Source organism: Pseudomonas sp. G11-1, from assembly GCF_024031555.1.
GTDB lineage: Bacteria > Pseudomonadota > Gammaproteobacteria > Pseudomonadales > Pseudomonadaceae > Halopseudomonas > Halopseudomonas bauzanensis.
The window spans coordinates 1-11,519 of sequence record NZ_QEYQ01000001.1 but is presented as its reverse complement, the minus strand read 5'-3'; the positions used below and the strand labels follow the sequence as shown (position 1 = coordinate 11,519).

Sequence of the window (11,519 nt, the reverse complement as noted above, 5' to 3'; positions counted from 1 at the left end):
AGCGGAGTGGTCATGGACAATCAGACAGGACCGGGGGAGGTCCGGGTACTGGACGCGTTTTTCCAGCGGGCGCAGCTGCATCCGGAGCGGATCTGGCTAGTCCAGCCATTGGCTGGCGGCCAGGTACAGGAATTGACCTGGGGGCAGGGCGCTGATGAGGCGCGCCGCCTCGCCGGCTGGCTGCAGCAATTGAATCTGCCTGAGCGCAGTACCATTGCCATCCTCTCGAAAAACTGCGCACATTGGATCATCTGTGATCTGGCCATCTGGATGGCTGGCCATATCTCCGTGCCCCTGCCGCCGACCACGCCGGATGATGCCGTCCGGCGGATGCTGGAGCATGCCGAGGCCAAGGTCGTCATCATCGGCAAGCTGGATGATTGGCAACGGGTGCGGCCGGGCCTGCCCAGCGGCATACCCTGGGTTGGTATGCCGCTGGCCGAGCCTGACGAGCAAATGCTTGACTGGTCGAGCCTGCAGCAGTCCAGCGAGCCCCTGGCGCAGGTCGTAACGCGCGACCCTGCCGAGCTGGCCACCATCATGTACACCGCTGGCACCACCGGGGTGCCCAAGGGCTGCATGCTCAGTTTCGCCAGCATGCAATTTGCCGCCAACAATTTCCTGCGTCTGTTCCTGGTGAATGACCAGGACCGGGTACTTTCGTGGCTGCCACTGTCCCAGGTAATGGAGCGACAGTTCATTGAGATGCAATCTCTGCTGTCGGGCATGACGGTGTACTTCGCCCATAGCCGCGAAACCTTCATCGACGACCTGCAGCGGGCTCGGCCAACTCTGTTTCTCGGTACCTCAACGACATGGCACCAGATTCGCCAGGGCGTCATGCGCCGGGCACAGCATCGGGTACTTGATGCGGCACTGAAAATCCCTCTGCTGGGCAGGCGTCTAGCCGCCGGTATGCTTGAGCAACTGGGGCTGGACCAGCTGCGTTTTGGCGTAGCCGGTGGCGATGTCGCACCGGCTGAGCTGCTGGAGTGGTATCACCGTATCGGCGTGCGGCTGTTCCAGCTATATGGGCTGACCGAGAACTGCGGTTACTCCCACGTCGGGCGGCCAGAGCGGTTGCGTCCGGGCTGGTGCGGGCTGCCCAATCCCGGGGTCGAATGCCGTTTGGGTGAGGAGCGGGAGGTGCTGGTGCGCAGCCGGGCGACCATGCTCGGCTATCACCGTGACCCCGAACGCACGGCGCAGATGGTTGATGCCGAGGGGTTCTTGCATACCGGGGATCGGGGCGAAATCGACACCGACGGCTTCCTGCGCCTGACCGGGCGCATAAACGACCTGTTCCACACTGCCGAAGGCCGGAAGATCGTGCCGCAGCCCCTGGAGCATCGCCTGTTGGCCCACGGCTTCATACTGCAGGCCTGCGTCGCTGGGGACGGCTTGCCGCAGCCCCTCGGCCTGCTGACGCTCACGGAGCGGGCCCACGCAGCTCCGCGGCACGAAGTCGAACAAGAGCTGGAAGCATTGCTGCGGGCAACGAACGCAGCCCTGCCACGGGCGGAGCAACTGGGTTGCCTGGTAATCCTCGATGAGGAATGGAATCCGGCCAATGGCATGCTCACCGGCACCCAGCAGCTCAGGCGCAGCGTCATCTATGCCCGCTATCATGATCGACTCGGCGATTGGTCGGTACGGGGCAGGCCAGTCGTCTGGGCTGATTGAAGTACCTCTTATGTGGCTGCATTCAGACCCCGGCACTTGCTTGCCCGGGCGCAGCCCCATCTTTACATTCCATTACCTCGACCATTCAATCAATTACGGGACATCCATGAGCGATAGTCATGAGATTCGTTTTACCCTGCCGTCGATCGAAGTTGCCGGCAAGGTTTGGGGAGAGCCGGGCGGTTTGCCGGTCATCGGGCTGCACGGTTGGCTGGACAACGCCGCCACTTTCGATCTGATCGGCCCGGCCTTGGACAATGTCCATCTGGTGGCTCTGGACCTGCCCGGTCATGGCCTGTCAGACCACCTTCCGGCGGGCGGTTACAGCCTCTGGCAGCAGGCAGCGACCGTACTGCAAGTAGCTGACGACCTGGGGTGGGAGCGGTTCGCCCTGCTAGGGCATTCCATGGGCGGCATCATCAGCTGCATCCTGTCCGGGGCAGTTCCGGAGCGCCTATTGGGCGCGGCCATGATCGATGGCATCCTGCCGGTTACCGGTGAGGCGGCCGATGCACCACAGCAGATGGCGCGCTTTCTCAAGGCCACCCAGGCGCTGACGAGCAAGCGTAAACCGGTCTATGACAGCGCCTCCAAGGCGGTTACCGCGCGGATAATGGGCAGCACTTTCAGTATTTCTCGCGATGCGGCGAGCAGATTGGTTGAACGTGGCTTGATGCCGGAGCAGGGCGGCTGGACCTGGCGCTCTGATCCGCAACTGATGCTGCCTTCGCCGATGCGGCTGACGTTCGAGCATGCGGTGGCGTTCGCCGAAGCGATAAGCACGCCAACCTGTCTGGTGCTGGCCAACCAGGGAGTGATGGCCAAGCGGCCGCAATTGCGCGAGCGTATCGAAGGCTTCGAACACATCCAGACCCACCACCTGGACGGCGGACATCACCTGCATCTGGAGGAACCGGCGCCCGCCGTTGCAACAATTATCAACAGCTTTTTCCGAACCCTTGCTTGACCCCGGGAGGTGGCTGGGCAAAGCTGCCATGACACCCGCTCTGAAAAAGGCGGCCATCGGTACCGGGCGCTGGCGCCACATGCGCGCAGGGGCTGTCTGTTCATAGGAGTATTGATGCATTTGCAATCGAAGGTTCGCCAGGATTGGCGGCCGCTGTTGTTGACCTTGGCATTCTGCGGCTTCGTACCGCCCAGTTTGGCCGCGACCCCCGTCATCGAGCCTTTGCCGCGTTCCGAAGTGGCCCGGGAGCGTATCCAGGAAGATGTCGAACATACTGTCGTCATCGGTAATATCCGCCGAATCAACAATCAGGTACGGGCCGAGCGGGAGGTGTTGGCCGAAGGTGAGCTGCTCCGCATATCCTGGCTGATTCCCGAAGGCCATACCTCCAAGGAGGCCATGGCGCACGCCGCCAAGCAATTGCAAGAACATCCGCACACCACCCTGTTCTTCTGCGAGGGGAGAGAGTGTGGCAGCAGCAGCCTGTGGGCCAATCAGGTGTTGGGCTATTCCCGCCTGTATGGCCCCGAGGAAAACCAGTCCTACCTCGCCCTGCGCCTGGACGATGAACCACAGCGTTTCATCAGCCTCTACGCCATTACCCGCGGTAATCGCCAGGTCTATCTGCACCTGGACCAGATGACCCCGGAGCAGCCGGTTACCGACATGCTCTATCCGACCCCGGCGACCCTGGGCAAGATACTGCGTGCTGACGGTGAGCTGAAGATATCCGGCATTACGCCCGAAGACAGCGACAGCGCTATCACCGAAGCCTGGCTCGACCTGACCGCTCGCATGCTGCGCTCGGACAACCGCCTGCGTATCCAGGTCAACGGCGCCCAAGCCCCGGCCTTCGTGCAAAGCCTCCTCGACCGCGGCATCAACCAGCAGCGCCTGGAAATCGGCGAACCAGAACCGGAGAACGGCGTGCGATTGGAAAAGCGCTGATTCATCAGCGACCCAGTCTGGTTCAGGCATATCTCTGTTCGTAGCCAGCGCGGCTCCATTGTAGGAATGGCGCCTAGCTGCGATGGCGCCCGAGGGCGCCCCAAAACCCAAGCTCCTGGCTGGGTCAAGCCACCCTGCTTCGAACAAAGACACGGTCTATTATGCTTCCCTACCAAGCCTCTATCAGCAGGCTCAGGTAATCCTTCACGGTAAAGAACAAAATGATGAGCGGCCAGAACAATAATGCGACTGCCCACCCTGGCTGGCGAGCTGGGGGCGGGCCATAACGGTTATCTTGTTTTTGCCCGGGTATCAAAAGCAATAGGGGCCACAGCAGGTTGATGAGAACACAGAACCCACCGTTTCGCCCCAGATCATGCAAGCGCCTCGCAGCGGCCCCCAAGGTACCAGCTATCCAGTAAAGCACCGAGAATGTATAAGCCAGAAATTCCAGCGGTTCGGGGAGTACTATAGCGTCGGCGATGATTGCGGTAAGCAATAGAGGCCAGAATATCAGCAGCTCGATCGCCAGAAATTTCAAGCGACCGATGCGTCCACGAAAGCTGAGCAGTTCCGAAAACAGGAACATGCCTATGTTAAAGAAAATGAATCGGAATAATATTGATGCTTCCCCTGAGGAAGTATCAGTATTCATAGCGGATACTCAACATATTGTGCCATCAGGTTGGATCGGCGCAGGGTGTCAATATTGCGAATACCGGCCAGCACCTCTTTGACCTTGGCTTTGAAGGTGTCATCGTCCATATCCACCCAGTAACGAGGGTCGCGCCCGGTACGGCGGTCATGCTCGGCGGTAGTAGGGTCGAGGTGGCGGAACTGTTCCAGATAGGGGATATCGGGGAGCGGGCGGCTGACGTCCATGTAGTTCTGCAGATAGTCCCACAGCGCAAAATGCTCGTTGGCATCATCGCTCTGATGCAGGATGGGCGCGAGGTTGAAGCGGATATCCCGATAACGGTGTGTCAGTTCCAGCACGTTCAAGGGTAAGCCCTGTCGATCCGGACTGCTGATGACATAGGCGTCGAACTCATGGAAAGGTGCGGTCAGCTCACCGATGGTGCCGTTCTTCTTGTACTCACCGTTGTTGTCATAATCGAACAGCGTGACCATGCCGGTCTGGCGGTTGAATTCCCATAGTGGGCCGCGTGCGGGGCGAACCCAGAGCTTGGGAAGTTTATGGATAACTAAGGAGCCCACTAGCCAGCTCAGATAGAGGGGAGAAAATATATATACACCACTAATAGCGCTATCAATAATCTCGTCCACGAATCCTATATCTGAATCAAGCGCAAATACAATGCAAACCAAGCTATACACAGAAGCTATAAAAATAGTGCATCCCTTCCCAAAGATATATAAGTTCATCCAGAAACGTCCACCAACAGATAATTGAGCAAAGCGGTACCGCTGGTGGTCATGGATATAGTGGAAATCCTGAGTTTCGGTAATTCTCGGCTGATAGATGCCGTTGGCTTTCTTCTCGGCATCCTCTCGTTCAGCCTGTTCACGCAGGCGTAGCCTTTCCGGGCTGTCCTTGTGAAAGAATTTGGCTGGAGCCAGTTCCTGGGTATTACCCCAGGACAAATACACTCTGGAGGCGCGTCGGAACCATGAGCGTTCAGCCGGCGGCGGCTGTAGCGGGATACGATCCGGGCGATAGGCGGTGGGGGCGTAAGTATCTGTAGTCATAGTTCAAGGGCGGCTGTAACTGGGTAGTGGGTTGCCGGCTGGGCAGAGAAGGCCTGGATGGCGGCATTGCGTTGTGGCGCTTTTGGCGACGGGGCAGGAAATATCCAAGTGTCATCGGGCAATTCAAGTCTGGCCTGAAAGCGTACGTGCCATTCATAACTCACACTAGTGCCCGTATATTCGCCGTTTGGAGTACGTGTAGCCGGTGTAGTGACAAAAAGCTGCAGAGAGCCTGGCCACGTGATCTGTGCAGAAGGTTCTATGGTCTGAATATCTCTCCTGGGCGCGTAGCCTCTGATATGCGGAATTTCTATGCGGTGAAGAAAATATTCTGCACGAATACTGCCGCCTTCCTTTGAACCCAGCAGGCCTGGCAGGTGGGTATCGATGCAGATTACCGTGTTGGCACTTCTCACCATATATGGCACCGGATCGTTTGCAAGCAACTTGGCGTGGGGAACGTATAAAGGATTGGACTCGATTCTGACCGTAGGGCCGGCAAACAATCCCAGCAGACGATAGAAGGCCTCGTCCGGGTTCTGCAGATGCGGGTACTTGGTGTTGTCACCAAAGGGGCCGTTGCCAAGCCAGTCTTCCAGGGGCGTGCTGCTGAGCCAATAGACGATGCCGGCACCGGTACCTATCAGCAGTAACGCGGCCCAGCCCGCTGGACCAAGCAGTGCGCTGCCACCAATAAAAAATCCGCCAACCACACCCACGGCTGCACCGCTGGCCATCAGCAGATAACCCCACATGGCATCGTCGTTCCAGCGCCAGGCATACCAGGCGTCATACAGGCAGATCCCAATCATGACCAGAGCAGCCGCAGCCTGTCCAATCAGACGTGCCGTAACGTCGCGGATTACTTCAACACCTAGCTTCGCACCGAGCCAGCGAATCGCGCTAAGTTCTGGCATGATAAACAGCGTTGCCCGGGTGGTAGCCAGAATTGAATTATTTCCGGCCATTTTGTAAGTCAAAGCCTCCATGGCTACAAGTAAATCTAAAGCAGCGCCGGTTGTCCCGAGTCGCATTCTTTCTTTACCTTTCTCTTGAGCTGTGGTTTGTTTACTATTCCATTCCGTATTTACGTTATACAACTCCAACATCATCACCGAAGCCGGAAACACTTTGCCATTAAGCGCACGGAACAAAAGGTTGCCTTGTTGTTTCTGAAGGCTGTCAGCCGCATCCTGAAGGCCACTTCTTGCTTGCAACAGATTCTGCTGGGCGGTATTTGCCGCGTTTTGCGTCGTTTGAACATTGCGCCATTGTGCTGCTTCTTGCAGGCGAGCTCTGAGGGTGTCCGCCATCGACCTTCTTGTCGCTGCGGTGGCGCGGCCCAGCTCGTTTTGGGCTAGCTTGTTACTCTGTTCTGCCTGCATCACTTCGACAACGGCCTGATTGAGCTGTCGCACCGCCTGCGCTGTCTTGTGGGTGCGTGGTAATGCCAGTACCAGGTAGTCTCCGGTCACGGGTGACAGTCCGGCGCGGCTTGCCATCCGCTGATTGGTTGAAGCGAGCGGGTTGCCTTGACCGTCGAGGTATTCTCCATACATACGTACGGGGCGCTGTTGATCTACCGGGAGGTCATCCAGGCCGAAAAGATAATGCGTCCCTGCACTGGCGGCGGCGCGACGGATGAACACGGCCTCACCAAAGCTCTCACGCAACATGCCCCGCAGTTGCTCAACACCCATACCATGCAGGCGCAGGCTTGCCGTCCGTGCGTCGCTGGCCAGCGCGCTGCGTTGAGACTGTTCCGCCTGCTGGGCCTGGCCCAACTGCTGCGTCCGTTGCTGAGCCTGTTCAGCGCTGCGCTGTTGAGTGTTCTGTGCCTGCCGGTGTGCCTGTTCTGCGGCCTGACGGTCACGACCGGCCCGCGCTAGCTCGTCTTGACTGTCGGTATGTTGTTGACGGGCTCGATTGACTTCCTGACTGGCAACGCTTGACGTGTCTCTCGCCTGATTCAGTACCCGTTGCGCGGCGTCAACGGCACCGATGAGGTTGGCGTGGATCTGATGCAAGGCATTGGCTCCGGCCTTGGCGTTGGCAACCAAGGCATTGCTCAGACTCCCGCTGCGCAACAGGCCCGCCATGATGGCTGCATTAAGAGTTTCGGGTTCGCTTTCAGGCGCTTCGGTGTTTTCGAACTGTGCCAATTCATCGGGGCGGAATCGTCCATCGCCGCGATTGGGTTCGGCCGGCTTCTGGTAGGCAACCATCATGCTGTCCAGCTCCACATCCGGCCAAAGCATGTTGTGCAGAGGATGTGTCGCTTCGTTGGCCATCCGGCTGACTAGCCGTTGCCCTGGCGTTTCCTGTGGTGCAAATACTACTTGATTGCTCACCGCGTCTGTCAGACGACCATTGGTGGCCAGAGTATCCAGTTGAGTGGGTGAAGCAGCCAGCAAAGGGATCAGCTGGCTGACAAAGTGGAGCTCGGCAAGATACTCAAAGTTGTCCAGGCTGAGGTGATCCGCGAGCGCTTGCTGGACGCATGTGCTGTCGAGGCAAGCACTGAGCAACTGTTGCGCCGCTGAAAGATGTTGCCATACCAGCATTCTTTCCGGAATCGCGGTAAAGCGATTGATATCCGCCTTACCTTTTTCATTGATTTTGGCCAAGCTGGTATACAGGGGGTTACGTTGACCGCCGATGCTCTGCGGTACCACCATCTGCTGTATCAACAAAGCACTGCCATGATGTGGGTGCTGTGATGTGCGCTGTATGCACTTTCGGAGTAATTCCTGCTGTTCTTCTATGCGCTGCTTGAGATGACGCAGCCGATAAGCCGGATCCTCCAGCAGAACCGCGGTCAATTGGCGGTCACGGACCTTCAGTAATGCATCCGCTTCGCTGGGTTGGGCAGACCAGAGTGATGTGGGGTTCTCGCTGGGTTCACGATCAGTTCCTGTTTCGGTAGTGGCCAGGTGTTCATCCAGGCAGGAAGCAAGGGCACTGGTTTCCAGCAGAGAGTCCGGCGTCTCGGGGGTAGAGTTTTCACAACTGTTCAAGAATGCTTTGGCTAGATCCAGTGCTGTAGCTGGCATGGCGCCGGACAGATCGCAGATATATCTTGCCGGATGGTCCAGGAGCCATTCGTATCCAGGCTCGCGTGTGCGTTGGGGGGCGGCCAATGTTACCGGGAAAGCATGCAGGGCAATGTTCAAGCGCGTTGCGGTTGGCGCCAGAGAAGCCGTTCTTTTCGCTGCATCGTGGAAGTCATATCGGGAAAAGGCTTCCAGCATGACCAAGCCATCTGGTTTGCCCTTATATAGCTGATCAACCTTTTCTCTTGAGGTTCGCAGATCCGGTCTGTGGCAGCGGCTACGGCGCAGGCTATTATCCTGCTCCAAACGCTGTAGGCGGACCGCATTGAGTTGCACTTCCGAGAAGCACATTTGTACATTTGCTTCGTGGAAGTTATTCCATTGTGCGGGAAGCCAGACATCTTCCAGCGCTACGCCGGTAGCCCGGCGCATCCCATTGCGGAAGCCGTCTGCCCGGCGATACCGACTGACGTCAATATCATGATAGGTGGTGCTGTCCTCTGTAACGCGTACTTCCAGTTCGCGCCAGAGCTTGTCTTGATAGAACACATACAGATAACCGCTGCGTAATAGTACCGGTGCGCCCAGGTCTTGCTCGCTTTTGCTGCCGGGCAAGGCTGTCATGGGTACAATCGGTACTATCTGATTCCACTGAATGTGGTGTTCACGCTGCCGCGGAGTCTGATGCAGGGCATCCCGCAATGGGACCCGAATTGGCATTCCGTCAACAACGGCAATCTCCAACCAGAGGTTACGTTTTGGCTGGCCTTCCCAGTCCCAGACATGCAGTACGCTGCTGAATGTATCGCTGGTTTGGATTTCCGGCTTGTCCTGTTGGGTTAACCATTCCTGTTCCTGCAAGTTATGTTCGTCATAGATGACAAGACGTTGACTATCGGGATGGTCCTTGCCGACTACCTGAATGATCAACTTTGCCGGCTCACAGGCTGCTCCTCCGCCAAGAGAGAAGAGGTTGCTCATGAAAAACGTTCCTTGTCGTTATGTCGCTGAAAGTGAGTTCGTAAATACATGATCTTTTCTATGTCACTCGCTTCAGGGCGACCGGTGGGGAGGGGGTGATGTGGATATCGGCGTCGTATATCCAGATAATCTGTCAACGCGTTGGTGGAGTGCAGATCAAGCTGCTGTCCTTCTTCCAGCCATATCCATGCTTGACTGTAAGGCACTGGTGGTTGTTGCCCCAGCCACCATTGATAGAGAAATTTCTCTGCCTGCTGGCATTGAAGGGCTTGCTCCTGCTCATGGGTGAGGCGAAGTGGTTCTTGGGTCGTCGATGGCTGCCAGGTATCAGCTACAGGATTCGTGGTGGTATGTAGCCCCGTAGTTTCTTCAGCCTCATCCCGCCATGTACCGCCATACCAGCTCAGTTTCTCAATCGGGCCGAGCCAGGTAGCTAGGCCGGTACGCTGACTCGCAAAAAAATAACTGGCGGTACGTGGGTTGTAATAGCGCAGCACGCCCTTGCGCTCGCCTTCGAAGTTGACGATCAGGATATGCCGGAGGTGTTGTAGCAATTCAATAGAGCTCTGGGATGTTTGTAACAACAAACCAGGCCAGTGTTTGGGTTCCTCATGGAAAGCCATGAGTAATCCAGGATTGCACTCAATGTTAACCAAGACCGGACTTTGAGCTGAGTAGCTTGACAGTTCAGTGTTGTCGAACAGGCGGTAAAGGTCCATCTCTCCATCTTGCTGGTACAAGCGCTTAAGCAGGTCGTCCCTGAAGTCGAGAAGTAACCACTGCATATGCGCGTTCATGCCAGGCTCTCAACAACATTTCGGCAGGGACAGTCAGTCAATGGGCATTGCGCGGGAGTGCCACCCTGCGGTTTCTGGCACAGTTCGACGATAGGTATCTCTTCACGCAGGCGCTGTTCCAGCAAAGCACCGGGCGTAGCTGCATCGGCTGGCATAACCTCTCCCGGCAACAACGGCTTGGCCCTTGTCCCGATCCCCGCGCTCCCGCCCGAATTCATCTGCACCTGCGGCCCCACCAGCGACACCCCGCTTGGATCGATCTTGAGAAAGCTGCCGCCAGCTTTGGCGGTCAGTTCCATGCCGGCGTCAATGACCAGTTTGGTGCCGGCGTAGTAGTGGATTTCGTTGCCTGCTTCGATGAAGTGGCCGGTGCCGAGTTTGATGTGTTGATTGTTGGCGACGGTCAGGTGGTCATCGGCCTTGATCTCCGTCTTGCGGTCGGCATGGGTGGTGCGGTGTTCTTCGGCCAGCAGCTCGGTGTAGCTGTTAGCTTCGACGCGGTCGTGGCGTTCGTTGCCGACGCGGATATGTTGGTCGTGCTGGATGTTCTGATCCCAGTCGCGCTGGGCGTGGATGAATATCTGTTCTTCGCCAGCCTTGTCTTCGATACGCAGTTCGTTGAAGCCGTCGCCGCCGGGGCTGCTGAGGGTTTTGAAGACGCTGCGGGTCTTGTGCTCCGGCAGGCTGTACGGGACCGGGTGGGTCTTGTGGTACAGGCAGCTGGTGATCAGGGGTTGGTCGGGGTCGCCTTCGAGGAAGCTGACCAGCACTTCCATGCCGACACGCGGGATGGCGATGCCGCCGTAGCGGTCGCCGGCCCAGTTGCTGGCGACGCGGAGCCAGCAACTGGTTTTGTCGTTGGCCTGACCTTGACGGTCCCAGTGGAACTGGACTTTGACGCGGCCGTACTCGTCGCAGTGGATTTCTTCGGTTTCGGGGCCGGTGACGACGGCGGTTTGGGTGCCGTTGATGGGGTTTTTCTTGTGCTGCGTTGGCGGACGAAAAATGACGTCCCAGGGGGTGGCGGTGAAGGTGTTGCGGTAGCCCTGGGTGAAGTCATCCCCGGGGTTGGTCGCGCTGGTCACCGACTCTTCCAACACTTGGGGCTGTTTGCCTTCGTGGGTCACAGAGGTCAGCAGCCAGAGGTCGTTCCAGTCTGCTCTTGGGTGTTCGGTCAAAGCCAGAAAGTGGCCACTGATCAGGGTTGGCTGGTCGCTGTCGCCTTGCGCCACACGGTAGTCGCTGCGGTGGGCTTCTAGGGTTCTGGTGGCCAGGTGTTGGCCGCGGGTGCGGTCTTGGAAACGGCCGGGGTAATCGTAGTCTTCCAGAGTGGGCAGGGCTTCGCTTTGCGCTTTGCTTTCCATCAGCAGGCGCGGCTTT

Annotated in this window: 8 protein-coding genes; 3 read left to right on the top strand and 5 right to left on the bottom strand. The window is 57.8% G+C overall.

Annotated features, from left to right (window positions below; genetic code table 11):
- Positions 1–12 precede the first annotated feature (12 nt).
- The 3 genes from DHB74_RS00040 to DHB74_RS00030 all read left to right on the top strand — a co-directional run bounded on the left by DHB74_RS00040 (position 13) and on the right by DHB74_RS00030 (position 3,598).
- Positions 13–1,683: an AMP-binding protein gene (locus tag DHB74_RS00040; protein WP_499160501.1), complete on the top strand. Its 1,671-nt coding sequence runs from the start codon at positions 13–15 to the stop codon at positions 1,681–1,683.
- Between the two features lie 106 nt (positions 1,684–1,789).
- Positions 1,790–2,650 carry an alpha/beta fold hydrolase gene (locus DHB74_RS00035; RefSeq protein ID WP_499160500.1) on the top strand — a complete coding sequence of 287 codons (861 nt, stop codon included), beginning with the start codon at positions 1,790–1,792 and terminating at the stop codon, positions 2,648–2,650.
- Between the two features lie 114 nt (positions 2,651–2,764).
- Complete coding sequence (locus DHB74_RS00030) at positions 2,765–3,598, top strand: DUF4892 domain-containing protein (RefSeq protein ID WP_499160499.1); 834 nt, start codon at positions 2,765–2,767, stop codon at positions 3,596–3,598.
- A gap of 169 nt (positions 3,599–3,767) precedes the next feature.
- Here DHB74_RS00030 and DHB74_RS00025 read toward each other — a convergent pair whose 3' ends face one another.
- The 5 genes from DHB74_RS00025 to tssI form a co-directional block, all read right to left on the bottom strand.
- Positions 3,768–4,253 carry a DUF805 domain-containing protein gene (locus DHB74_RS00025; RefSeq protein ID WP_499160498.1) on the bottom strand — a complete coding sequence of 162 codons (486 nt, stop codon included), beginning with the start codon at positions 4,251–4,253 and terminating at the stop codon, positions 3,768–3,770.
- Positions 4,250–5,308 (bottom strand): hypothetical protein, encoded by a 1,059-nt coding sequence (locus tag DHB74_RS00020; protein WP_499160497.1) that lies wholly within the window; start codon positions 5,306–5,308, stop codon positions 4,250–4,252. The genes DHB74_RS00025 and DHB74_RS00020 overlap by 4 nt, the downstream gene beginning before the upstream one ends.
- Positions 5,305–9,342 carry a toxin VasX gene (locus tag DHB74_RS00015; RefSeq protein ID WP_499160496.1) on the bottom strand — a complete coding sequence of 1,346 codons (4,038 nt, stop codon included), beginning with the start codon at positions 9,340–9,342 and terminating at the stop codon, positions 5,305–5,307. The genes DHB74_RS00020 and DHB74_RS00015 overlap by 4 nt, the downstream gene beginning before the upstream one ends.
- The gene (locus DHB74_RS00010) at positions 9,339–10,139 is read right to left on the bottom strand and encodes a DUF4123 domain-containing protein (protein ID WP_499160495.1); all 801 of its coding nucleotides are present in this window, start codon (positions 10,137–10,139) and stop codon (positions 9,339–9,341) included. Before DHB74_RS00010 ends, DHB74_RS00015 begins: the two co-directional genes overlap by 4 nt.
- The coding region (gene tssI / locus DHB74_RS00005; protein ID WP_499160494.1) for a type VI secretion system tip protein TssI/VgrG at positions 10,136–11,519 on the bottom strand (1,384 nt) is incomplete at its 5' end. The genes tssI and DHB74_RS00010, both read right to left, overlap by 4 nt.

Excerpts from the sequence above, each read along its gene's own strand:
- DHB74_RS00040 (WP_499160501.1), top strand. The coding sequence starts at position 13 with ATGGACAATCAGACAGGACCGGGGGAGGTCCGGGTACTGGACGCGTTT.
- DHB74_RS00035 (WP_499160500.1), top strand. The coding sequence starts at position 1,790 with ATGAGCGATAGTCATGAGATTCGTTTTACCCTGCCGTCGATCGAAGTT.
- DHB74_RS00030 (WP_499160499.1), top strand. The coding sequence starts at position 2,765 with ATGCATTTGCAATCGAAGGTTCGCCAGGATTGGCGGCCGCTGTTGTTG.
- DHB74_RS00025 (WP_499160498.1), bottom strand. The coding sequence starts at position 4,253 with ATGAATACTGATACTTCCTCAGGGGAAGCATCAATATTATTCCGATTC.
- DHB74_RS00020 (WP_499160497.1), bottom strand. The coding sequence starts at position 5,308 with ATGACTACAGATACTTACGCCCCCACCGCCTATCGCCCGGATCGTATC.
- DHB74_RS00015 (WP_499160496.1), bottom strand. The coding sequence starts at position 9,342 with ATGAGCAACCTCTTCTCTCTTGGCGGAGGAGCAGCCTGTGAGCCGGCA.
- DHB74_RS00010 (WP_499160495.1), bottom strand. The coding sequence starts at position 10,139 with ATGAACGCGCATATGCAGTGGTTACTTCTCGACTTCAGGGACGACCTG.